General features: G+C 72.5%; 22 protein-coding genes and 5 tRNA genes. 18 read left to right on the top strand and 9 right to left on the bottom strand.

Annotated elements, in window-relative coordinates:
* Positions 1-105 precede the first annotated feature (105 nt).
* The 8 genes from ACWD0Y_RS05800 (at position 106) to ACWD0Y_RS05765 (ending at position 11,797) form a co-directional block, all read left to right on the top strand.
* Positions 106-1,170 (top strand): methionine ABC transporter ATP-binding protein, encoded by a 1,065-nt coding sequence (locus ACWD0Y_RS05800; RefSeq protein WP_450259206.1) that lies wholly within the window; start codon positions 106-108, stop codon positions 1,168-1,170.
* A complete protein-coding gene (locus ACWD0Y_RS05795) occupies positions 1,167-1,838 on the top strand; it encodes a methionine ABC transporter permease (protein ID WP_093801805.1) in 672 nt (223 codons plus the stop codon). The genes ACWD0Y_RS05800 and ACWD0Y_RS05795 overlap by 4 nt, the downstream gene beginning before the upstream one ends.
* A gap of 81 nt (positions 1,839-1,919) precedes the next feature.
* On the top strand, positions 1,920-2,783 hold the full coding sequence (locus ACWD0Y_RS05790) for a MetQ/NlpA family ABC transporter substrate-binding protein (RefSeq protein WP_450259205.1): 864 nt from the start codon (positions 1,920-1,922) through the stop codon (positions 2,781-2,783).
* Between the two features lie 161 nt (positions 2,784-2,944).
* Complete coding sequence (locus ACWD0Y_RS05785; RefSeq protein ID WP_450259204.1) at positions 2,945-3,592, top strand: GNAT family N-acetyltransferase; 648 nt, start codon at positions 2,945-2,947, stop codon at positions 3,590-3,592.
* Between the two features lie 124 nt (positions 3,593-3,716).
* Positions 3,717-4,952 (top strand): precorrin-6y C5,15-methyltransferase (decarboxylating) subunit CbiE, encoded by a 1,236-nt coding sequence (cbiE, locus tag ACWD0Y_RS05780; protein ID WP_450259203.1) that lies wholly within the window; start codon positions 3,717-3,719, stop codon positions 4,950-4,952.
* A gap of 340 nt (positions 4,953-5,292) precedes the next feature.
* Positions 5,293-9,024 (top strand): nicotinate-nucleotide--dimethylbenzimidazole phosphoribosyltransferase, encoded by a 3,732-nt coding sequence (cobT, locus tag ACWD0Y_RS05775; RefSeq protein WP_450259202.1) that lies wholly within the window; start codon positions 5,293-5,295, stop codon positions 9,022-9,024.
* A 583-nt stretch (positions 9,025-9,607) separates the two neighbouring features.
* Positions 9,608-10,894 (top strand): uroporphyrinogen-III C-methyltransferase, encoded by a 1,287-nt coding sequence (cobA, locus tag ACWD0Y_RS05770; RefSeq protein ID WP_450259201.1) that lies wholly within the window; start codon positions 9,608-9,610, stop codon positions 10,892-10,894.
* Between the two features lie 84 nt (positions 10,895-10,978).
* A complete protein-coding gene (locus tag ACWD0Y_RS05765) occupies positions 10,979-11,797 on the top strand; it encodes a TrmH family RNA methyltransferase (RefSeq protein ID WP_450259200.1) in 819 nt (272 codons plus the stop codon).
* A gap of 20 nt (positions 11,798-11,817) precedes the next feature.
* Here ACWD0Y_RS05765 and ACWD0Y_RS05760 read toward each other — a convergent pair whose 3' ends face one another.
* On the bottom strand, positions 11,818-13,155 hold the full coding sequence (locus ACWD0Y_RS05760) for a protein kinase domain-containing protein (protein ID WP_450259199.1): 1,338 nt from the start codon (positions 13,153-13,155) through the stop codon (positions 11,818-11,820).
* A gap of 231 nt (positions 13,156-13,386) precedes the next feature.
* Between ACWD0Y_RS05760 and ACWD0Y_RS05755 the strand changes: the two genes are divergently transcribed.
* The 4 genes from ACWD0Y_RS05755 (at position 13,387) to ACWD0Y_RS05740 (ending at position 15,731) form a co-directional block, all read left to right on the top strand.
* Positions 13,387-13,653, top strand: a complete 267-nt coding sequence (locus ACWD0Y_RS05755; RefSeq protein ID WP_093801813.1) for a hypothetical protein — start codon at positions 13,387-13,389, stop codon at positions 13,651-13,653.
* A 188-nt stretch (positions 13,654-13,841) separates the two neighbouring features.
* Entirely contained in the window at positions 13,842-14,048 is a 207-nt protein-coding gene (locus ACWD0Y_RS05750; protein ID WP_450259198.1) for a hypothetical protein, read from the top strand.
* 379 nt (positions 14,049-14,427) lie between these two features.
* The gene (locus ACWD0Y_RS05745) at positions 14,428-15,375 is read left to right on the top strand and encodes a phosphotransferase family protein (protein WP_450259277.1); all 948 of its coding nucleotides are present in this window, start codon (positions 14,428-14,430) and stop codon (positions 15,373-15,375) included.
* A gap of 68 nt (positions 15,376-15,443) precedes the next feature.
* Positions 15,444-15,731: a TFIIB-type zinc ribbon-containing protein gene (locus ACWD0Y_RS05740; RefSeq protein WP_450259197.1), complete on the top strand. Its 288-nt coding sequence runs from the start codon at positions 15,444-15,446 to the stop codon at positions 15,729-15,731.
* A 53-nt stretch (positions 15,732-15,784) separates the two neighbouring features.
* On the opposite strand, the gene ACWD0Y_RS05735 is transcribed toward ACWD0Y_RS05740, so the two are convergent.
* The 5 genes from ACWD0Y_RS05735 to ACWD0Y_RS05715 form a co-directional block, all read right to left on the bottom strand.
* Positions 15,785-15,859, bottom strand: a tRNA-Val gene (locus tag ACWD0Y_RS05735).
* 37 nt (positions 15,860-15,896) lie between these two features.
* Positions 15,897-15,968: transfer RNA gene (locus ACWD0Y_RS05730), tRNA-Val, on the bottom strand.
* Positions 15,969-16,006: 38 nt separating this feature from the next.
* Positions 16,007-16,078, bottom strand: a tRNA-Val gene (locus tag ACWD0Y_RS05725).
* 1 nt (position 16,079) lies between these two features.
* Positions 16,080-16,153, bottom strand: a tRNA-Cys gene (locus ACWD0Y_RS05720).
* 39 nt (positions 16,154-16,192) lie between these two features.
* A tRNA-Gly gene (locus ACWD0Y_RS05715) sits at positions 16,193-16,265 on the bottom strand.
* A gap of 144 nt (positions 16,266-16,409) precedes the next feature.
* Between ACWD0Y_RS05715 and ACWD0Y_RS05710 the strand changes: the two genes are divergently transcribed.
* The 3 genes from ACWD0Y_RS05710 to ACWD0Y_RS05700 are packed head-to-tail and all read left to right on the top strand — an operon-like array spanning position 16,410 to position 19,184.
* On the top strand, positions 16,410-17,474 hold the full coding sequence (locus tag ACWD0Y_RS05710; protein ID WP_450259196.1) for a chorismate-binding protein: 1,065 nt from the start codon (positions 16,410-16,412) through the stop codon (positions 17,472-17,474).
* Complete coding sequence (locus ACWD0Y_RS05705) at positions 17,471-18,292, top strand: aminotransferase class IV (protein WP_450259195.1); 822 nt, start codon at positions 17,471-17,473, stop codon at positions 18,290-18,292. The genes ACWD0Y_RS05710 and ACWD0Y_RS05705 overlap by 4 nt, the downstream gene beginning before the upstream one ends.
* Before the next feature lie 52 nt (positions 18,293-18,344).
* Positions 18,345-19,184, top strand: a complete 840-nt coding sequence (locus ACWD0Y_RS05700; protein WP_450259194.1) for a GNAT family N-acetyltransferase — start codon at positions 18,345-18,347, stop codon at positions 19,182-19,184.
* 39 nt (positions 19,185-19,223) lie between these two features.
* On the opposite strand, the gene ACWD0Y_RS05695 is transcribed toward ACWD0Y_RS05700, so the two are convergent.
* Positions 19,224-19,730 carry a DsbA family protein gene (locus tag ACWD0Y_RS05695; protein ID WP_093801819.1) on the bottom strand — a complete coding sequence of 169 codons (507 nt, stop codon included), beginning with the start codon at positions 19,728-19,730 and terminating at the stop codon, positions 19,224-19,226.
* A gap of 156 nt (positions 19,731-19,886) precedes the next feature.
* Between ACWD0Y_RS05695 and ACWD0Y_RS05690 the strand changes: the two genes are divergently transcribed.
* Positions 19,887-20,336, top strand: coding sequence for a hypothetical protein (locus ACWD0Y_RS05690; RefSeq protein ID WP_450259193.1), 450 nt, complete (start codon positions 19,887-19,889; stop codon positions 20,334-20,336).
* Positions 20,337-20,516: 180 nt separating this feature from the next.
* The gene (locus ACWD0Y_RS05685; RefSeq protein WP_450259192.1) at positions 20,517-20,669 is read left to right on the top strand and encodes a hypothetical protein; all 153 of its coding nucleotides are present in this window, start codon (positions 20,517-20,519) and stop codon (positions 20,667-20,669) included.
* A gap of 4 nt (positions 20,670-20,673) precedes the next feature.
* On the opposite strand, the gene ACWD0Y_RS05680 is transcribed toward ACWD0Y_RS05685, so the two are convergent.
* Together ACWD0Y_RS05680 and ACWD0Y_RS05675 are read right to left on the bottom strand one after the other, a co-directional pair.
* Positions 20,674-21,231 (bottom strand): CGNR zinc finger domain-containing protein, encoded by a 558-nt coding sequence (locus ACWD0Y_RS05680; RefSeq protein WP_093801821.1) that lies wholly within the window; start codon positions 21,229-21,231, stop codon positions 20,674-20,676.
* Positions 21,232-21,422: 191 nt separating this feature from the next.
* A complete protein-coding gene (locus ACWD0Y_RS05675) occupies positions 21,423-21,836 on the bottom strand; it encodes an SsgA family sporulation/cell division regulator (RefSeq protein WP_003987206.1) in 414 nt (137 codons plus the stop codon).
* 190 nt (positions 21,837-22,026) lie between these two features.
* Here ACWD0Y_RS05675 and ACWD0Y_RS05670 point away from each other — a divergent pair, with 190 nt between their 5' ends.
* A complete protein-coding gene (locus ACWD0Y_RS05670; protein ID WP_450259191.1) occupies positions 22,027-22,482 on the top strand; it encodes a TIGR02611 family protein in 456 nt (151 codons plus the stop codon).
* Positions 22,483-22,527: the final 45 nt, after the last annotated feature.

Here is a 22,527-nt window from a genome sequence, read left to right as displayed (position 1 = left end):
GCGTTGCCTCCCGGTACCCACCGACCCAGCCGTGCCACGTCCACAAGACGAATGCCCCGTGCCCGGCGGACACTGCGCCGCGCACTCGACAGTGACGGAAACCCTGTGATCACCACTACGGGCCTCACCAAGGTCTATCCATCGCGTGGCCGCGAAGTCACCGCCCTGGACGGCGTCGACCTGCACGTCCGCGAGGGCGAGGTGTACGGAGTCATCGGCCAGAGCGGCGCCGGCAAGTCCTCCCTCATCCGCTGTGTCAACCTGCTGGAGCGCCCCACCGCCGGCACGGTGACCGTCGACGGCCAGGACCTCACCGCGCTCGCCGGCCGGGGCCGCCGCGCCGGCAAGGAACTGCGCGAGGCGCGCAGCCGCATCGGCATGGTCTTCCAGCACTTCAACCTGCTGTCCTCGCGCACCGTGAAGGACAACGTCGAGCTGCCGCTGGAAATCCTCGGCGTGTCCGGACAGGAGCGCTCCCGCAAGGCGCTGGACCTGCTCGACCTGGTCGGTCTCGCGGACAAGGCGAAGGCCTACCCCGCCCAGCTCTCCGGCGGCCAGAAGCAGCGCGTCGGCATCGCCCGCGCCCTGGCCGGCGACCCGAAGGTGCTGCTCTCCGACGAGGCCACCTCGGCACTCGACCCCGAGACCACCCGCTCGATCCTCCAGCTGCTGCGCGACCTCAACCAGCAGCTCGGCCTGACCGTCCTGCTCATCACGCACGAGATGGACGTCGTCAAGACGGTCTGCGACTCGGCCGCGCTGATGAAGAAGGGCCGGATCGTCGAGTCCGGCACGGTCGGCGAGCTCCTGGCGACACCCGGCTCCGAGCTGGCGCACGAACTCTTCCCGGTGGGCGGCCAGGCGTCGGGCCCCGGCCGCACGGTCGTCGACGTCACCTTCCACGGCGAGGCCGCCACGCAGCCGGTGATCTCCCAGCTCTCCCGTACGTACAACATCGACATCTCGATCCTGGGCGCCGCGATGGACACCGTCGGCGGCAAGCAGATCGGCCGGATGCGCATCGAGCTGCCCGGCCGGTACGAGGAGAACGTCGTCCCCGTCGGCTTCCTGCGCGAGCAGGGGCTCCAGGTGGAAGTCGTCGACGAGGAGTCCGCGAACGTACCGGCGCAGACCGCCGCCCCCGCCCTGGTGAAGGAAGGTGCCAAGTGAACTGGTCGGAGATGCAGCCGCTGCTGACGCAGGGAACCATCGACACCCTCTACATGGTGCTGTGGTCCACCGTCGTCTCGGTCGCCGGCGGCCTGCCGCTCGGCATCCTGCTCGTCCTCACGGACAAGGGCGGACTGCTCCAGAACGTGGCCGTCAACAAGGTCGTCGGCGTGATCGTGAACATCGGCCGCTCGCTGCCGTTCATCATCCTGCTGATCGCCCTGATCCCCTTCACGACACTGGTCGTCGGCACCTTCATCGGCCCCAGCGCGATGATCGTGCCGCTCGCCATCGGCGCCATCCCCTTCTTCGCCCGGCTCGTCGAGACCGCGATCCGCGAGGTCGACCACGGCCTGGTCGAGGCGGTCCAGGCGATGGGCGGCGGCGTACCGACCGTCGTCTTCAAGGTGCTCCTCCCGCAGGCCCTGCCGTCCCTGATCTCCGGCGTCACCACGACCGTGATCGTGCTCGTCGGCTACTCGGCGATGGCGGGCGCGGTCGGCGGCGAGGGCCTCGGCTCCAAGGCCGTCACGTACGGGTACCAGCGCTTCGAGACCGAGTTCATGCTCGTCACCGTGGTCATCCTGATCGCGATCGTGACCGTGGTGCAGCTCATCGGCGACGGCGCGATCCGGCTGCTGGCGCGGCGCGGACGTACCGCCTCCTAGGACTTCCCGAACCTCCTTCCCCAGCAAGCCCGCACTCCTTGTCCGGGCGACCACCCGCACCACCAGAAAGAGGCACTTTTCGTGCGTAAGAACATCAAGATCACTGCGGCTGCCGCCGCCTCCGCCGCCATAGCCCTCGGCCTCACCGCCTGCGGCACCGCCTCCGACCCGGGCGCCAAGACCGAGTCCGGCGGCAAGGCCGACGCGTCCGAGGCGCTCGTCGTCGCCGCGTCCCCGACGCCGCACGCCGACATCCTGGGCTACGTCAAGGACAACCTGGCGGCGAAGGCCGGCCTGAAGCTCGAGGTCAAGGAGTTCACGGACTACGTCCTGCCGAACACCGCCACCCAGAGCGGCGAGGTCGACGCCAACTTCTTCCAGCACAAGCCGTACCTCGACGACTTCAACAAGAAGAAGGGCACCACCATCGTGCCCGTCGCCGATGTCCACCTGGAGCCCCTGGCCCTCTACTCCAAGACGGCCAAGGACATCAAGGACATCAAGTCCGGCCAGACGGTCGCGGTGCCCAACGACACCACCAACGAGGGCCGCGCGCTCAAGCTGCTCGCGGACAACGGCCTCATCACGCTGAAGGACGGCGCGGGCCAGGACGCCAAGCTGTCCGACATCAAGGACAAGAAGGGCCTGGAGTTCAAGGAACTGGAGGCGGCCACGCTGCCGCGCGCCCTGGACGACGTCGACGCCGCGGTCATCAACGGCAACTACGCCATCGAGGCCGACCTCAAGCCCGCCGAGGACTCGCTGGCGATCGAGAAGGCCGAAGGCAACCCGTACGCCAACTTCCTCGCGGTCAAGAAGGGCAACGAGAAGGACGCGCGGGTGCAGAAGCTCGCCGAGCTCCTCAACTCCGACGAGGTCAAGAAGTTCATCGAGGACAAGTACGCCGGCTCGATCGTGCCGGCCTTCGGTGCCGCCAAGTCCTGACGCCCGCACGGTCCTTGTGAGCGAAGGCCCCGCCCACCCCGCCGGGTGCGCGGGGCCTTCGCGCTCCCGGGCCGCCACCACCCGGCCATGCGCACGGCGGCCATGATGCTGCATGCTGTGCCTTTACGGCCTACCCGACGGTCCACGGCATGGAGCTGCGTATGACTACCACCTTCCCGGACATCTCCATCAGCACGGACCGGCTGGTGCTGCGCCCCTTCGACGAGTCGGACATCCCGGCGCTCACCGAGATGATGAACGACGAGATGGTCGTCGCCTGGACCTCCGCGCCGCACCCCTACACCACGACCGACGCCGAGCGCTGGGTCCGCAGGATCGCTCCCGCGGAGCGCACCCAGGGCCGCGGAATCGCCCTCGCCGTCACCGAGTTCCTCACCCAGCGGCTCGTCGGGACCGTCCACCTCCGGCACACCGACTGGCGCACCCGCGCCACCGAGGCCGCCTATGTGACGGCCCCCTGGGCACGCGGCGAGGGGTACGCCACCGAGGCGGTGCTCGCCGTCGCCCAGTGGATCTTCCGCGACCACCGGTTCGAGCGCCTGGAACTGCGCACCGCCGCCGACAACACCGCGTCCCAGCAGGTCGCGCAGAAGATCGGCTGCATCAGCGAAGGCGTTCTGCGCAACGCCTGGATAGCACGCACCCGGACCGAGAACGGCGCGGACGGCGGCTGGACCGACATCCGCACCGACCTGATCGTCTGGAGCCTGCTCCCCGAGGACCTCGAAGGTGTCGCCGACCGGATGGCCGGCGCCGGCGGTTACGGGTCGTACAACGACTGGAACTGACCCCTGCTCCCCGCCCCCGCACATCCGTGGTCCGTACCAGGTACTCTCACCCTGCCCGCGTCGCCGCCTCGGGCCGCCGCGCACCACCGCCGCAACCCACGACAACTCCAGGAGACTGACAAGGATGGCCGACCGGGTCACGGTGATCGGCTGGGACGGTTCGCCCCTCACCGCAGCGGCCAGGTCCGCCCTGGCGGCCGCGACCCTCGTCGCGGGCGCCGCGCACCATCTGTCGCTCCCCGAAGTGCCACCGGGCGCCGAGCGCATCCGCCTCGGCAGCGTCGACCTCGCCGCCCGCCGCATCGCGGGGCACCGGGGCAGCGCCGTCGTCCTCGCCGACGGAGACCCCGGCTTCTTCGGGGTCGTACGGACCCTGCGCGCGCCCCAGCACGGCCTGGAGGTCGAAGTGGTTCCCGCCGTCTCGTCGGTGGCCACCGCGTTCGCCCGCGCCGGGATGCCCTGGGACGACGCCCAGATCGTCGTCGCCCACCGCCGCACGCTGCGCCGCGCCGTCAACGTCTGCCGCGCGCACACCAAGGTCGCCGTGCTCACCTCACCGGGCGCCGGCCCCGCCGAACTCGCCCTGCTCCTCGAAGGGGTCCACCGCACCTTCGTCATCTGCGAGGAACTGGGCACGGCGCGCGAGCAGGTCACCGTCCTCACCTCCGACAAGGCCGCCGACCACGTCTGGCGCGATCCCAATGTCGTCATCGTCATCGGAGGCAGCGCCGGGCCCGCTTCCCCCGCCGCCCCTTCGAGCGGCTGGATCAGCGGCCGCGACCCCGGCTATCCGCCCGCCCTGCGCGGCTGGGCGCTGCCCGCGCGGGAGTACGGCGACGAGCCGGGCACCGGGGAGGGCGAGTTCGCCGGTCTGCGGGCCGCGCAGCTGGCCCGCCTCGGACCGCGTACCGGCGACCTGGTCTGGGACATCGGCTCGGGCAGCGGGGCGCTCGCGGTGGAGGCGGCCAGGTTCGGCGCCGCGGTCATCGCCGTCGACAGCGACCCGGACGCGTGTGGCCGCACCACGGCCGCTGCCCGGCGTTTCGGCGTCCAGCTCCATGTGGTGCACGGGAGGGCGCCGCACGTCCTGGAGAACCTGCCCGAGCCGGATGTCGTACGCATCGGGGGCGGCGGAGTGCCCGTCGTCTCGGCGTGCGCCGACCGCAGGCCCGAGCGCATCGTGACGCACGCGTCCACGCGCGACGAGGCGGAGGCGATCGGCCGGGCGCTCGCCGAGGGCGGCTACGCGGTCGAATGCGAACTGCTGCAGTCCGTCGAACTCGACACCGGCGCCTGGACGGAACGCGACCGCTCGGTGGTTTTCCTGCTCTCCGCGACCCACCTGGATCGCGCCCCGTGATGATGCCGCTGCACGGCGCGGGGTAGGCTGGCCGATCGTTGTACCGCAGCCGGGCGTTCGGCACTTCGTTCGCCAATGTCCGGAAAATGGGCCCTTTTTGGAGCTCTTTGTGGTACGACGCAACCGGGGGCCGCGCAACGTGGCGCAGCCCACAGCGGGCCGTGGCAGGACTTCCTGCCCTGGCGGCGAACGGCCGCGAGAATGCATGGTGTCCGCGGGGTTTCCGTGCCGCGCGACAGGGACGCTCGTTCTTGTTTGAACGGGTGCCGAACATGCCGCGAGCAGGCGTCACCGGTGAAGGGCCGAAGGAGCACAAGCGATGGATGGGCGAGAGGTACGCATGACTGACACCGGCCGGGTCCCGGGTGAGGGACTGCCGGAGGACGCAGGCATGGTGGCGCAGCCGGGCATCCCCGCTCCGGACGCGTACACCTTCCTCGAACCCTCCGAAGGCGCAGCCGAGGACGACGACCTGCTGCTGATGCCGGGCGCACAGGGCGCGTGGAGCGACCATCAGACCGTGCCGGCGCCGCAGACGGCGGAGACGCCGCAGGTGCAGCAAGTACAGCAGGCACCGCAGATACACCAGGTGCAGCAGCAGTCGCAGGCACAGCAGCAGCACATGCTCCAGACGTCCGAGATGCCGCAGGCGCAACTGCCGGAGCAGGTGCCCGGAGTGCCGCACGCGGTGCAGACGCAGCACGTGCCCCAGGCGCCCGGGACCGCCGAGCCGCAGCCGGCTCCCCAGTTCTCCTCCGCCCCGGAGATGCAGAGCGCGCCGCAGGGCCTCCAGGCAGCCGAGGCGCCGGCCGGGATCCAGGCACAGCCGCAGCCGCAGGTGTCTCAGGGAAGCGAGCCCGGCGCGCACGAAGCCGGTGGCCGTGACTCCGGTTCCATCGACCTCAGCGGCGTGCGTACTCCGCCGGCGCCCGTCTCCGCCCAGACACCTCCTCCGGCCCGTCGCCCGCTGCACCTCGGCCCGCCGATGCCCGAGACGACCGGCGGCGTCGTACGCTCGCTGGCCGACCGCGGGCCTGCGGCCGGCGCGGTGACGACGCCGCAGAACCCTGCTCCCGCACGACACGCGGGACCGCCGGCCACTGGCCCCGAGTACCTCGACATTCCGCGTGACGAGGCGGCTGCGCTGCCCGGTCCGCAGCTCGGCGTGATCCCGTCGCAGGCCGCTGCGCCCTGGCCTCAGCCTCAGGCGCCTCAGATGCCTCAGGAGACCCCAGCAGAAACGGTCGTCCCGGAAGCTGTGGATCCGCGACCGCAGGTTCAGGCTGCGCCCGAAGCCACGGCTGAGGCCGCGTCGGCGCCGGTCGCAGAGGAGCCCGTGAGCGCCCCGGCCGCCCCGGAGCCGGTCGCTCCGGCGCCGGTCGCTGCCGTCGAGCCGGAGCCGGTCGTGCCCGAGCCCGTCGCTGCTGCCGAGCCGGAACCGGTCGTGCCCGAGCCCGTCGCCGTCGCCGAGCCGGAGCCCGCCGCTCCTGAACCGGTCGCTGCTGCCGAGCCGGAGCCGGTCGTGCCCGAGCCCGTCGCCGTCGCCGAGCCGGAGCCGGTCGCGCCCGCGCCCGAGCCCGTCGTCGCCCCTGAACCTGCTGCTTCCGAGCCGGCCGCCGCCGCGCCCGTCGCACACGAGCCGGTCGCCGTCGTCGAGCCGGAGCCGGTCGCGCCCGAGCCGCAACAGCCCGAGCAGCCGCAGCCGCAGCCGCAACCGCAACCGCAGCCGGTGTCTCAGGAACCCCAGCCCGTCGGTCAGTTCGTCCCGGTCGAGGGCTCGCTCCCGGCCGCCCCGCTGCCGGCCGAAGCGCCCGCCGCCGAGCCGCAGCCGCAGCCGCAGCCGCAGCCGCAGCCGCAGCCGCAGCCGCAGCCCGTCGCCGTCCCCATCGTGGCGCCCGAGCCCGAAGCGTCCGAAGCGGAGGCCGCACCCGCACCCGTACTGATTCCGGAACCTGCCGAGGCTCCGGCTCCGGCTCCGGTTCCTGCCCCGGAACCGGAACCCGTCGCGGTCCCGACCCCGGAAGAGCCCCTGGCCGAGCAGCCGGTGGCCGGACCGGCAGCCCCCGTCACTGAGCCGGCGCCGGCCCCGACTGCGGAGCCGGATCCCGAGCCCGAGCCGGCCCAGGAACAGCTCGCCGAGCCCGGCACCGAGCCCGAGCCCGAGCCTGCGGCCACCGTCCCGACCCCCGCACCGCACGATGCCGGCCCGGCCACCGAACTGCCGGTCCAGCCGGAACCGGAACCGGAACCCGCAGCCGAAGTCACCGCTGCCCCCGAGCCCGAAGCGGCCCCGGAAACGACCCCCGAGCCCGAGCCCGAGGTTTCCGAAGCCGTCGTCTCCGCCCCCGCTCCCGGCTACGACGACGCCGAGCGCGAAGCGGTCCTGCGCGTGATGCGCGAGCGTCGCGACATCCGCAACGGCTTCCGCAGCGACCCCATCCCGCACGAGGTCCTCCTCCGCGTCCTCGAAGCCGCGCACACCGCACCGAGCGTCGGCCACTCCCAGCCCTGGGACTTCGTGGTCATCCGCTCCGCCGAGACCCGCCGGACGATGCACGAACTCGCCGTGCGCCAGCGCGACGCGTACGCCAAGTCGCTGCCCAAGGGCCGGGCCAAGCAGTTCAAGGAAATGAAGATCGAGGCCATCCTCGACACCCCGGTGAACATCGTCGTCACCGCCGACCCCACCCGAGGCGGCCGCCACACCCTGGGCCGCCACACGCAGCCGCAGATGGCGCCGTACTCCTCCGCGCTCGCGGTCGAGAACCTGTGGCTCGCGGCCCGCGCCGAGGGACTCGGCGTCGGCTGGGTCAGCTTCTTCGACGAGCGGGAGATGGTCCGGGCCCTCGGCCTGCCCGAGCACCTCGAGGTGGTCGCCTACCTCTGCGTCGGTTACGTCGACGAATTCCCCGAGGAGCCCGAGCTGATGCAGGCGGGCTGGTCCAAGCGCCGCCCGCTCTCGTGGGTCGTCCACGAGGAGACGTACGGCCGCCGCGCCCTGCCGGGCGAGGAGCCGCACGACCTGCTCCAGGAGACCGTCTCCAACATCCGTCCGCTGGACGCCAAGGCGCTCGGCGAGGCGTGGGAACGCCAGAAGCGCATGACCAAGCCGGCCGGCGCACTCGGCATGCTCGAAATCATCTCTGCCCAGCTCAGTGGCCTCTCCCGAATGTGCCCGCCGCCGATCCCGGAGCCCGCGGCCGTCGCGGTCTTCGCGGGCGACCACGGTGTGCACGCGCAGGGCGTCACCGCCTGGCCCCAGGAGGTGACCTCCCAGATGGTCGCGAACTTCCTCGGCGGCGGCGCCGTCTGCAACGCGTTCGCGAACCAGGTCGGTGCCGAGGTCTGCGTCGTGGACGTCGGCGTCGCGGGTGAACTCCCCGCGACCCCGGGCCTGTTGCCCCGCAAGGTGCGGGCAGGTACGGCCGACTTCACCACGGGTCCCGCCCTGACCCACGAAGAGGTGCTCGCCGCGATCGAGGTGGGCATCGAAACGGCGCGCGACCTGGTGGCGGCGGGCAACAAGGCCCTGCTCACGGGTGAGATGGGCATCGCCAACACCACGGTCTCGGCCGCTCTCGTCGCCGTCTACACGGGCCTGGACCCGGCCGAGATCACCGGCCGGGGCACGGGCATCAACGACGAGATGCACGCCCGCAAGGTCGATGTCGTACGCCGCGCCCTGGAACTCCACCAGCCGGACCCGGCGGACCCGATCGGAGTCCTGGCGGCGGTCGGCGGCCTGGAGCACGCGGCGCTGGTCGGCTTCCTGCTGGGCGGTGCGTCCCTGCGCACCCCCGTCATCCTGGACGGGGTGAGCGCGGGAGCGGCGGCGCTGGTCGCCCGCGCGATCGCCCCCGAGGCCCTCGCGGCCTGCATCGCGGGCCACCGCAGCGCGGAACCGGGGCATGCGGCCGCCCTGAACAAGCTGGGTCTGCGTCCTCTGGTCGACCTGGATCTCCGTCTCGGCGAAGGCACGGGGGCCCTGCTGGCACTCCCGGTGGTCCAGAGCGCGGCGAGGGCGATGCACGAGGTGGCCACGTTCGACTCGGCCGGAGTGACCGAGAAGTAACCCGTCACGTGTCCACGCCCCGGCGGATCCGGTCCGGGTGGGCGTGTGCCGTGCCCCTCGCGCTCTCCTGCGCGGGGGGCACGCCCGTGCCGAGGCGCCTCGCACCGCGTGCCGCCGTTGGGCCCGCGCCCGCCGTCCGCGCCGCGCGGGCGAGGTCACGGCCACGCATGCCCCGCCTCTCACGGTGCCGGGAGGGGACGTGTCGGGGCGCTCCCCGCAGGGTGTCGAACGCAACACGCCCGAACAAACCGACGTACCCGAACGTTCGGCACCCGAGGAGACGCCACGACGCGGCACCGACCCCGTGCGCGGGGGTGGCTCCGCCCTCTGAGCCCCGTCCTCCGAGCCCCGCTCCCTGAGCCCCGCCCCCTGAGCTCCGCCGCCGCAACCGCCCCGGCCACCGGTGACCCCGCCGCCCCCGGCCCGTAAGGTATTCGCGGGGCCCCGATACCTGCCCCACCAGCCGCTTCACCGTCGCAGCGGCGCAGGCCCAAGCCAGGGCCGCCAAGCCGCAAAGCGGCGAGCCACAGAGCGGCGAAGCCGCAAGCCGCACCCATCTCCCCGCCCCGAGGAGCCGCACGCCATGACCGCGCCGCACGCCGCCGCAGGCGACCCGCACCCCGCCTACCCCGTCGGACTCCGCCTCGCCGGGCGGCGTGTCGTCGTCATCGGCGGCGGCCAGGTCGCCCAGCGACGCCTCCCGGCGCTCATCGCGACCGGCGCCGACATCGTCCTCGTATCGCCGTCCGCCACCCCCTCCGTAGAGGCGATGGCCGAAGCGGGCGAGATCCGCTGGGAGCGCCGCCCGTACGCCGAGGGCGACCTGGCAGAAGCCTGGTATGCCCTGATCGCGTCCACCGACACGGCCGCCAACGCCGCCGCCTCCGCCGAAGCCGAACGCACCCGCACCTGGTGCGTCCGCTCCGACGACGCCGAGGCTGCCACCGCCTGGACCCCCGCCACCGGCCGCTCCGAGGGTGTGACCGTGGCCGTCCTCACCAGCGGCGGCCCCGACCCCCGCCGCACCGCCGCCGTACGCGACGCCATCGTCGAGGGCCTGCGCGACGGCACCCTCGTCGCCCCCCACCACCGCACCCGCACCCCCGGCGTCGCCCTGGTCGGCGGCGGCCCGGGCGACCCGGACCTGATCACGGTCCGCGGCCGCCGCCTCCTCGCCGAGGCGGACGTCGTCATCGCCGACCGCCTCGGCCCGCGCGACCTCCTCGACGAACTCCCGCCGCACGTCGAGGTGATCGACGCCGCGAAGATCCCGTACGGCCGCTTCATGGCCCAGGAGGCCATCAACAACGCGCTCATCGAGCACGCCAAGGCCGGAAAGGCGGTCGTACGCCTCAAGGGCGGCGACCCCTTCGTCTTCGGCCGGGGCATGGAGGAGGCCCAGGCGCTCGCCGAGGCCGGCATCCCGTGCACGGTGGTCCCCGGCATCTCCAGCTCCATCAGCGTCCCCGGCGCGGCGGGAATCCCCGTCACGCACCGGGGCGTCGCCCACGAGTTCACGGTGATCAGCGGCCACGTCGCCCCCGAGGACCCGCGCTCTCTCGTCGACTGGAAGGCGGTGGCGGGCCTGCGCGGCACGCTCGTCCTCCTCATGGCCGTCGAGCGGATCGGCGCGATCGCCGCGGCCCTGACGGCGTACGGCCGCTCGCCCGAGACGCCCGTGGCGATCATCCAGGAGGGCACGACGGCCGCCCAGCGCCGCGTCGACGCGACGCTCGCGACCGTCGCCGAGAAGGCCAGGGCCGAGGACGTGCGCCCGCCGGCCGTCATCGTCATCGGCGACGTGGTCACGGTAGGACAGAACCAGAACCAGAACCAGACCCAGACCCAGACGCAGGCGCAGGCGAAGTAAGCGAAGCGGGCCGGAGCAGTCCGGCCCGCAAGCGCCCCCGACGACCAGCAGCCCTCACCGCACCCACGACAAGGCAGTAACCCTGTGGCCGATCTCATCACCATCGACGACCCCGACGACCCGCGCCTGAGCGACTACACGGGCCTGACCGACGTCGAACTCCGCCGCAGGCGCGAGCCCGCCGAGGGCCTCTTCATCGCCGAGGGCGAGAAGGTCATCAGGCGCGCCCGCCAGGCCGGCTACGAGATGCGCTCGATGCTGCTCTCCGCCAAGTGGGTCGACGTCATGCGCGACGTCATCGACGAGGCCCCGGCTCCGGTGTACACCGTGAGCCCGGACCTCGCCGAACGCGTCACCGGCTACCACGTCCACCGCGGCGCGCTCGCCTCGATGCAGCGCAGGCCCCTCCCGGCCGCCGGCGACCTGCTCGCCCCGGCCCGCCGGGTCGTCGTCATGGAGGCGGTCAACGACCACACCAACATCGGCGCGATCTTCCGCAGCGCCGCCGCGCTCGGCATGGACGCGGTGCTGCTCTCCCCGGACTGCGCCGACCCGCTCTACCGCAGGTCGGTCAAGGTCTCCATGGGCGCGGTCTTCTCGGTGCCGTACGCCCGCCTCGAATCCTGGCCCAAGGATCTGGAGCAGGTACGGGAGGCGGGCTTCAGGCTCCTCGCCCTCACCCCCGACGAGAAGGCCTCGGCGATCGACGACGTGGCCCCGCACCGCCTCGACCGGGTGGCCCTGATGCTCGGCGCGGAGGGCGACGGCCTGTCCAGGAAGGCGCTCGCCGCCGCCGACGAGTGGGTCCGCATCCCGATGGCACACGGCGTCGACTCACTGAACGTGGGCGCCGCCGCAGCGGTCGCGTTCTACGCAGTGGCGACGGGCCGCCCGCAGTCCTGACCGGGTTCGGCCCCGGCGGCTCAGAACGCCTGCGGGCCCTCGGGGCCCGGCTGCTCCACACCGGGAGACACGCCGAGACCCCTGGCCGGCCCCTGGCACCCCTGGGCCGCCGCGATCCCCAGCGCCACCAGCAGCGTCACCACGACGAAGACGACGATGCGCTGCCGCAGCAGCCGGGGATTCGCCGGACGCCGCCCGGTCGATGTCGTCCTTGTCCCCGGCCTGGCGCCCTCGCGCCCGTTCGTGCGCCGGTCCGTGCGCTCATCTGTCCGCCGGTCGGTGCGCCCGTCCGTACGCCCGTCTGTCCGCCGGTCCGCGCGCCCGTCCGTACGCCCGCCGGAACGCCCCGTATCGCGCGCCGCCGAGGGGCGTGATCCCGAGCGCGGCAACGAGGCGCGCGGAGCCTGCGCGCGCGCCCCGGACGCACCCGCCGTCCGCCCCCGCTGGGTCTCCTCCTCGACGTACCGCTCCGGGAGCCGTCCCGTGGGCCGGTCCTGATCGGCGCGGGGCGCCGGCGGCCTGGCCTCGCCGATGCCCTGGGCCTCCCGGGCGGCGATCTCCTTGAGCCGCATCGAGAGCTGCAGCGTGCTGGGCCGTTCCTCCGGGTCCTTGGCGAGGCAGGCCCGCACCAGCGGCGCGAGGGCGTCGGGCACGCCGTGCAGCTGCGGCTCCTCATGCACCACGCGGTACAGCATGACCTCCGAACTGCCCTGTCCGAAGGGGGAGTCGGCGGTCGCGGCGTACGCCAGGGTGGCGCCCAGCGCGAACACGTCCGTGGCCGGTGTGACCGCCGCGCCGCGCACCTGCTCGGGCGCGAGGAAACCGGGGGAGCCCACCGCCGTACCGACATGCGTGAGGGTGCTCGCGCCGGTCGCCCAGGCGATGCCGAAGTCGATGATCCGCGGTCCCTTGGGCGACAGCAGGATGTTCGACGGCTTGAGGTCGCGGTGCACGACCCCGGCCTCGTGGACGGCGACGAGCCCCTCCGACAGCGCCGCACCGACCGCGGCCGCCTCGGCGGCCACCAACGGGCCCTCGTCGACGACCTTGTCGTGCAGCGAGGGGCCCGGCACGTACTGGGTCGCGAACCACGGCCGGTCGGCCTCGAGATCGGCCGCCACCAGCCGCGCCGTACAGCCGCCGCGGATCCGCCGTGCGGCGGACACCTCGCGTGCGAAGCGCGACCTGAACTCCTGGTCCTCGGCCAGGTCCGGCCGGATCACCTTCAGCGCGACCCGCTGGCCGCGCCGGTCGGAGCCCAGGTAGACGACGCCCATGCCGCCCGCCCCGAGCCGCCGGTGAATCCTGAACGAGCCGACGACACGCGGGTCCTCCCGCCGGAGCCGCATCATCGCCATGTCCGTCCCCTACCTCCGGTGGGGCCTCCCCCACCCCGCTGCTGACCGGTCCGTTCGACGTCGGACAGCTTACGTACCTGCGGGCCGGTGTGCTCATAGGCCGCGCCCTCACGAATCGATCGATTGTCAGTGCCGAGTGGGAAACTTGAGAAGTGGCCAGGGGGCGGCCGATCCGCCGCCCCCGGCCCGTGCGAGATCTCAAAGGTCCGTCGCTGAAGGGGGATTGGATCAATGAAGGGCGATCGCGTGGAGATAGTCGTCGACGCGGGAGACACGACGCGTACGTACGAAGTGGTGGCCAGCCGGGCAGGCCGGCGGGTGGAAACAGCGGTGCGCAGGGGAGTGGTGGAAGTGAGTGAAGTCACCCGCAACGGCTCCGTGGTGCGCACCGCGCGCTTCATGGCGACCAGGGTGCTGGCCCTGGTCGAACAGCCGGTCCCCAGGGAGGACACCTCCGAACACCAGGAGCGTCCCCTCCGGGAAGACCCCAGGACGTAGGGCCGCCTCTCCACCCTGGGGAGTACGCCGCGGGACGGTTGCTCATCCTCCGGGAGGCCCGGCAATCGGTACGCGGGCATGACGCCCCGGTCCCGAAGCGCCCCTAACGTTGAAGTCAAGCGGCGGGTGGAGCACTCGTCCCCCGAGGTCAGACACCCGCCGCTGCCCATCACGACAGGAGAGGGACCATGGCGGACACGGCAACGCGGACGGTGATCCGCACGCAGGGACGCAGGGCATTCGCCTCGTTCGGCGGCCGTCCGTCAGGCACGCGCCACCCCCTGGTGGCGACGGCCATGGTCCTTCCCCTCGCGGCGCTGCTCGTCGTCCTCTTCGGAGGCTGGGAAGCAGTGGTCACACAGGCGTCGTCCGTGGGTGTGATGCTCGGGCGCTGAGCGGCGCCCACGGCCCGGTAGAGCGGACCGGGCCAGGGCATCCGGCCATCTCATAACCCCGTGGGGACGGGGGTGCGGCGGGCGACTGCGTTTGCCCGGACAGCTGGGGAGCTGTCCGGGCAAACGCCTTTTTCTCCACCGGGACCAGCGCCCCAGGGCGTTTTCCGGGCCCGGTCCGGGAAGGAGCGGGATGGGGAAAGAACCGCCCCGCCGGCCGCCCCGGCGCGGCACGTAGGCTCCCCGCGGTACCGACAGCACCGCACAGCACCCGGGGGAGACCGTGACCGCATCCGTCGCGCAAGCGCTGAGCGCCGTCGCGCACGCCGCCGCACCTCAGTCCCGGCCCGCGCCCCGGCCTGCATCCCTGCCCGCGCTCCGGATCACGCCCCGGCCCGTCCGGGGCGAGACGGCCGGTTCCTGCCCCTGCGCGCGCCCCGACGTCCTCGCGGACCGCCCGGACGGCACGGTCGTACGTCACGGCGACGTCGTCGCCAAGTCCCACGCACCCGACACCGATGCCGCCGCCCTCACCGCACGCATCGCCGCCGCCGCGGACCCGCTCCTCGCCGGCATCCTCCTGCCGCCCCTGCCCGTACCGGCGGCGGAAAGCACCTTCACCACCATGCTGCACGGCCGGCCCCTGAGCCTGTGGCCGTACGGAGCACCCGTCGACCCCGAGGCGCCCGAAGCCGCCCCCTGGGAGGACGCCGCGACCCTCCTCGCCCGGCTGCACGCGGTCGCCCCCGGCGCACTCCAACTCCCCACGCCGCTCCCGCCCATGCGCGGCCCCGCGAAAGCCGCCCGCGCCGTCGCGCGCATGCGGGCCACGGGCCCCCACCCCGCCGCGGCCCCCGTGCTCCGCGCCTGGGCCGGGCTGCCGGCCTGGGCCCGCGACGAAGCCCCGCCGCCGCACGACCGCGCGGCCTTCTGCCACGGCGACCTCCACCTCGGCCAGCTCGTCCGCCACCCCGCGCCCGGCGGCCCCTGGCTGCTGATCGACGTGGACGACATGGGCACCGGCGACCCCGCCTGGGACCTGGCCCGCCCCGCCGCCTGGTACGCCGCGGGCCTGCTCGCGCCGGACGTCTGGGACCGCTTCCTCGGTTCGTACCGGGCCGCGGGCGGTACGGCCGTACGTCCGGACGGCGACCCCTGGCCCCAACTCGACGTACCCGCGCGCGCCCTGACGGTCCAGACCGCCGCCCTCGCCCTCGCCAAGTCCGCCGCCGAGAACCGGCCGCTGGACGAGGTGGAGGAGATGATGATCGAGGCCTGCGCCCGAATTGCGGCCCTACCGCCCGAGTTGGCTTCCGCCACCACGCCGTAGGGTGAACGGACCGTCGCCGGGTACGCGTTCCGGCGATGCCGAACCGACGGCGAGGAGTTGAGTCGACCATGCAGTGCCCCAAGTGCCACGCACCCATGCACACGTACAACCGCAATGGTGTCCAGATCGAGCAGTGCAGCGGCTGCCGCGGGATATTCCTCGACTACGGCGAGCTGGAGTCACTGACCCGCCTCGAGTCGCAGTGGACGCAGCAGGCGCCGCCCCCGCCGCCGGCCCCGCAGGGCTACCCCGCCGCCCCCGCGCCCGCCTGGGGCGCCCCGCAGCACGCTCCCCACGGCGGCCACCACGGTCACCACCGCCAGAAGGGCTTCGGCCGGATGCTCTTCTCGTCCTGACCGGGGCACGAAGAAGCCCCCGGCCGTGGAAACGGCCGGGGGCTTCTTGCTGGTGGTGCGCGATACTGGGATTGAACCAGTGACCTCTTCCGTGTCAGGGAAGCGCTCTCCCGCTGAGCTAATCGCGCGGGATGTTCTCTTGGTCCTGCGGTCCTGCGAACTGCGTGCGCGATACTGGGATTGAACCAGTGACCTCTTCCGTGTCAGGGAAGCGCTCTCCCGCTGAGCTAATCGCGCGGGACGGACCATCCGGTCATGTACGACCGGGGATCCAGTGGACGATACTGGGATTGAACCAGTGACCTCTTCCGTGTCAGGGAAGCGCTCTCCCGCTGAGCTAATCGTCCTTGGAGGTGGAGACGGGATTTGAACCCGTGTAGACGGCTTTGCAGGCCGTTGCCTCGCCTCTCGGCCACTCCACCAGGAGTGCATACAGGGGGTCGGGAAGATCCCCCACACCGAGCGGACGACGAGATTCGAACTCGCGACCCTCACCTTGGCAAGGTGATGCTCTACCAACTGAGCCACGTCCGCTTGTCTTGCCGGGGCGTTTCCGTGTCCCGGCGACGTGTTGAACTCTAGCGGATTCCGGGGCCAGTACAAAAACGCGTTTGTGCAGCGTGCTGCGCTGCCTCCGCTCCGGCGCAGGTCATCGCGGTCCGCTCTAGACTCGGGGCCGTGCACGACCTTCCCCCTCTGGCCCGCTTCGGCGGCCTTGTCGCCTCTGACCTGCGCGATGTGACCAGCGATCCCGCCGCGCTCGACTCCACCGGTTTCTGGGCCGTCACCGCGGACTTCGAGGGCCGTCTCGTCTGCGCCCGCTTCGGCGACGTGCGCGCGGAGCCGGTCCCCGCTCCCGTGTCCGGCGCCTGGCGCGGGCCCGCCGCCGGTGACTGGACGTCGTCGATGGACCGCGCCGCGTACACGGCGGGCGTACGCCGCATCCGTGAGCACATCGCGGCGGGCGAGGTCTACCAGGCCAACCTCTGCCGCGTCCTGACGGCGCCGCTGCCCGGCCCGGCCGGTGCCGGGGCCGACGTCGACGCGCTCACCGCCCTGCTGGCCCGCGGCAATCCGGCGCCGTATGCAGGAACGATTCGCCTGCCCGCGCACGGCGTCGAGATAGCCACCGCGTCCCCCGAGCTCTACCTGCGGCGGGACGGGCGGACCGTCGAGTCCGGGCCGATCAAGGGCACCGGGCGGACGGCGGACGATCTCCTGGAGAAGGACCGCGCCGAGAACGTGATGATCGTGGACCTGGTCCGCAACGACCTGGGGCGGGTCGCCGTCGCCGGTTCCGTGACCGTCCCGGAGCTGTGCGTGGTCGAACCGCACCCCGGCCTCGTCCACCTGGTCTCCACCGTCCGCGCCGAGCTCGCGCCCGGCGCCGGCTGGGCCGCGCTGCTCGCCGCGACGTTCCCGCCGGGCTCGGTGACGGGAGCCCCCAAGTCCAGCGCCCTCACGATCATCGAGGCGCTGGAGACCGCGCCGCGCGGCCCGTACTGCGGAGGCATCGGCTGGGTCGACGCCGACCGCTCCACCGGCGAGCTGGCCGTCGGCATACGCACCTTCTGGATCGACCGCACCGCCCCCGGCGGCCCGGTCCTCAGGTTCGGTACGGGCGCGGGCATCACCTGGGGCTCCGACCCCGAGCGCGAGTGGGAGGAGACCGAGCTGAAGGCCTCCCGGCTGCTCGCGGTAGCGTCGGGCACGTACCAGGAGACGGGAAGGACCGCTTCATGAAGCTTTGGGTCGACGGCGGGCTGCGGGACGCGGCCACCGCCAGGGTGTCCGTACTGGACCACGGCCTGACCGTGGGCGACGGGATCTTCGAGACGGTGAAGGCGACCGGGGGGCGGACCTTCGCCCTCACCCGGCACCTGGAGCGGCTGGCCCGTTCCGCCCGTGGCCTGGGGCTGCCCGAGCCCGACCTCGACGAGGTGCGCCGCGCCTGTGCCGCCGTCCTGGACGCCAACCCCATGGAGCTCGGCCGGCTGCGGATCACCTACACCGGCGGCCTCTCGCCGCTGGGCTCCGAGCGCGGGGACACCGGCCCCACCCTGGTCGTCGCCCTCGGGGAAACCGGCCGCCGCCCCGACAGCACCGCCGTGATCACCGTCCCCTGGACGCGCAACGAGCGCGGTGCCCTCACCGGGCTCAAGACCACGTCGTACGCCGAGAACGTCGTCGCGCTCGCCCGCGCCCGCGAGGAGGGCGCGTCCGAGGCGCTGTTCGCGAACACCGTCGGGCAGCTCTGCGAGGGCACGGGCTCCAACGTCTTCGTCGTCCTCGACGGGCAGCTGTTCACCCCGCCCGTCTCCTCCGGCTGCCTCGCCGGAATCACGCGCGCCCTGGCCGCCGAATGGACGGGCGCCCGGGAGGCCGACCTGCCGCTGGACGTACTGGAGCGGGCCGACGAGGTCTTCCTGACCTCCACGCTGCGCGACGTACAGGCGGTGCACCGGATCGGCGGGCGCCAACTGCCGGGCGCACCGGGCCCCGTGACCGCCAAGGCCATGCGCGTCTTCGACGAGCGGGCCGCCTCGGACCTGGACCCGTAAAGCACCGGGAATTCGGATGACGGGTGGCCGTCCGGCGGGTACAACTCCCCTGATGACCACAACCCTGCGGCCGACCGCGCCGCTTCAGCAAGGCGCCGACGGCGCCAGATCGCGCACCTACGCGGTGTGCGTGAACAGCCGGTCCGTCGGTACGGTCGAACTCTCCACGGACCCCCGCTCGGGGACCGGCGTCGGCCGTATCGCCGGACTGCGCGTCGACGAGGCGGACCGGCGCCGGGGGAGGGCGACGGTCGCCGCGCTCGCGGCCGAGGAGGTGCTGCGCGGCTGGGGGTGCGGCCGCGTGGAGATCTCCGTCCCGGCCGGGGCGGAGCCCGCGCGGCGCATGGCGGCCGCACTCGGCTACACCGAACGCAACCGCATCATGGGCAAACCCCTGCCCGCGCGGGCTCCCGTGCTGCCCGAGGGTGTCGCGGGCAGGCCGATGAGCGGAAGCGAGTTCGAGACCTGGCTGGTCCACACCAAGGCCGGCTACACGCGGTCCCTGACCCGGCGCGGCTTCTCCGAGGAAGCGGCGCGGGCCAAGACGGAAGCCGACCACGCGGCCGCTCTCGCCGGCGGAATCGCCACCCCGGAGACGTACCTGGGCGTCCTGACCCGCGACGGCGTGGCGGTGGGCACGCTCTGGCTGGCGCTGCGCCACCCCCACCCCGGCCAGAGCGGTGCCTACGTCTTCGACGTCGAGGTGGCGGAGGAACACCGGGGGCGGGGGCTCGGCCGTGCGCTGCTGCTGCTCGCCGAGCGCGAGGCGCTGGCGGCAGGGACCGGGCGCATCGGGCTCAACGTCTTCACGGACAACACCCCGGCCCTGCGGCTGTACGAATCACTCGGCTACGAGCCGGTGACGTACCACCTCTACAAGCAGCTGCTCTGAGGCCCGGGCCGCGGCTGCGCGGCGGTTTCCGGCGGCGGTTCAGGCGAGCAGCCGGTCGATGATCTCCTCGATGCGTTCGCGCAGCCCCTCCTGGCTCTTGCCGCCGTCCAGCCGCTCGCCGTCGATGACGTACGTCGGCGTGCCCGTGACGCCGATGGCCTTGCCCTCGGCCTGGTCGGCGTCGACGATCAGGAGGTGCCGGCCGTCGATCAGGGCGGTGTCGAACTCCTCCGCGTCCAGCCCCAGTTCGCCCGCGACCTCCAGCAGGAGCGGCTCGCCCTTCGCCGCCAGCTCCCCGGTGCGGGCGAGGACCGCCTCCACGTACGGCCAGCCCTTGCCCTGGTCGACAGCCTCCTCGGCGGCCTGAGCGGCGGCGTAGGCGTGCTTGTTCTTCTCGAGGGGGAAGTGACGCAGGTGTACGTCGAGCCGGTCACGGTAGCGCTCGCACAGGGCGCGGACGTCGTCCAGCGCGGCGTGGCAGTCGGGGCACTGGAGGTCGCACCAGATGTCGAGGACGACGGGGCGCGCGGGAGAGGAGTCGGTCATGGGACCAGTCTTCCAGCCCGCCGGACAGGTCCTCGACCAGGCCCTGGGGAGGAGGCCGCCCCGGAGATGTCCCTGAGACCGTACGGGGGCGTGGCCCGGGCGGGCTCCCCCGGTGCAGGATGGAGGGGAACGCAATCCCTGGGGCTGGAGGACCGGATGCTGGCAGAGACGATCTGTTCCGCGGCGTCCGCGGCCGGTCTGGGCATCGCCGCGATCGCCGCGTACCGCAAGCGATTCCTGGCCGCGACGCGCATCGCCGCCTACGCGCTGGTACCGGTCGGCCTGGTGCTGACCGGCGTCGTCGAGTGGGTTTCGGGCATCGCCTTCAAGCCGGAGGTGTGGATGGGCTTCGGTCTGCTCGGACTCTCCTGGCTGCTCTTCATGACGACCAGGGCAGTGGAGCGCCGTACCGGCGGCACCCGCAAGGAGCGCAGGGCCGCGCGGCGCGAGGAGGCCGCTCCGCAGGCGTCCGCGCCGCCGCTCGGCGCGGGGAGCCCGGCGGCCGCGCAGCCGAAGCGGTCCCGGGCCGAGGCGCAGCCGAAGGCCGACGGGGCGGGGGAGGACTTCAGCGACATCGAAGCCATCCTGAAGAAGCACGGCATCTGAACGGCCCGAAGGGCCCGGACGGCCGCGAGTGGAACCCCTGGCAAGGCATCCGAAAACCTGGCAACCCGGACGCTGAAGTGATCAACGAGAGATCACGAACGGCCAAGATCGACGAACTGGCCGCGCAGATGGGCGTGTTGGTCATCGGGGGTGGCCGCACTGCGTCATCATCGCCCCGAGATGCTGGACACGTCCCGGGGCGAAGCCCCCGCCCCCGCCGAAGAACCGCGCGGCTGCCTTTTCGCGCTCTCCCAGCCACCCCTGATGATCTTCCTCGGGGTGATCGGCTTCCTGCTGCTGATGGCCGCGATGCATGATCTCTTCCTGCTGTGAGGCCTCAGCCCGCGGCTTCCTTGCGCCGTGCCCGGTACGCCGCCACATGCAGCCGGTTTCCGCAGGTGCGGCTGTCGCAGTAGCGGCGGGACCGGTTGCGCGAGAGGTCGACGAAGGCCCGGCGGCAGTCCGGGGCCTCGCAGCGGCGCAGCCGCTCGTGCTCGCCGGAGACCACGATGAAGGCCAGCGCCATCCCGCAGTCCGCCGCGAGGTGGTCCGCGACCGAGGCGCCGGGCGCGAAGTAGTGCACGTGCCAGTCGAAGCCGTCGTGGTCGGTCAGCCGCGGTGTGGTGCCGGCCGCCGCCACCAGCTGGTTGATCAGCTCCGCGCAGGTGCGGGGGTCGGGCGCCGCGAACACGTCCGCGAAGCGCGCTCGCACGTCCCGTACGGCCCTGAGATCCGCCTCGCCGAGTTCACCGATGTCACTGACGTGATGGAGGCGTACGAAGGCGTACAGCGCCTCGATGTCCGCGAGCCGGTCGCTCTGGTCGCTCTCCGGCGCCGTGTTCACCAGATCGACGACGACCTCGAGGGCGCCCCTGGTGTCGTGGGGGATCAGCACGATTCGCTCCCTGGCCTGCCGCGGGCGGGCGCCCGCCGATGCTGGCCGACTTTAGCGGCTCGCGCGCACGGCGCACCGGCGCCGTCTCCGCGGTGGAACCCGCGGCGACGGCGCCGGCGTGTGCTGTATGCGGTTGTCCGCCCCGCGCCGTCGCCCCGAGTCGGACGGCGTGGAACGGCTCTCGGCCTGGCTCAGTTCTCCGCCAGGATGTGTGAGAGTTCCGTGTCGAGATCGAAGTGGCGGTGCTCGGTGCCCGGTGGCACCGCGGCGTCCGTCCGCTTCAGGAACGACTCCAGGGCCCGCGCCGGGGCTTCGAGCAGGGCTTCTCCTTCCGGGGAGCTCAGGGCGATGCAGACGACTCCCTGGCCATGGCTGCGGGACGGCCAGACTCTGACGTCGCCGGTACCGGTGGGCCGGTGAAGGCCCTCGGCGAGGAGATCGCGGGCGAACACCCACTCGACGGTCTCCTCGGCTCCGGTGTGGAAGGTGGCATGCACGGCGTAGGGATCGGCCGTGTCATACCGCAGGCCCGCGGGTACAGGCAGTGATGACTCGCTCGACACTACGAGGCGCAGGTGCAGCTCGCAGCTGACCGTGGTGTTCATAAGCGCCAGGGCCTTTCGCTCAGTGTGCGCTCGGGGATTCGCACGTCGGCGAAATCGACATGCCACCTACGGTGCCGTTGTAAACCCCTCTGACCTGTTTGCGGCGCTTCGGATAGCTCGTACGGCCGAGAGGTACTTGATGCGATACGAGTATTACGGCCACCCGGTCGGGTCGGGTAGGTTGGGCCTTATGAACGCGGAGAGTAACGAGCGGGAAGAAGTCGTCGACCCGGCGGCCACAGTGCCCGCCACGGGGGACGCGGGCGAGGACGAGCGGGACCTGGGTTCGCGGGCGCCGCAGTTCATCAAGGCGTCGAAGCCGCTGCATCTGAGCTGGCAGGTCGGGGTATTCGTCATCGGCCTGGCGGTCGTGGCCACCGGTGTGGTCATGCTGCCGCTGCCGGGGCCCGGCTGGCTGGTGATCTTCGGCGGTATGGCGATCTGGGCGACCGAGTTCGTGTGGGCGCAGCTGGTGCTGCGCTGGACGAAGCGGAAAGTCACCGAAGCGGCCCAGAAGGCGCTCGACCCCAGGGTCCGGCGGCGGAACATGATCCTCACCACGGTGGGCCTGGTGATCATCGCGGTGCTGCTCGGGATCTACGTCCGGGAGTTCGGCTTCGCGATGCCGTGGAACATCGAGGAGTGACCGGCGGGGCCGGTGGGGAGTGACCGGCAACCGGTTCGGGATCCC

The organism is Streptomyces altiplanensis (genome assembly GCF_053591575.1).
Note: the sequence above shows the minus strand (reverse complement) of the source record. Positions and strands in the feature narration are given on the sequence as shown.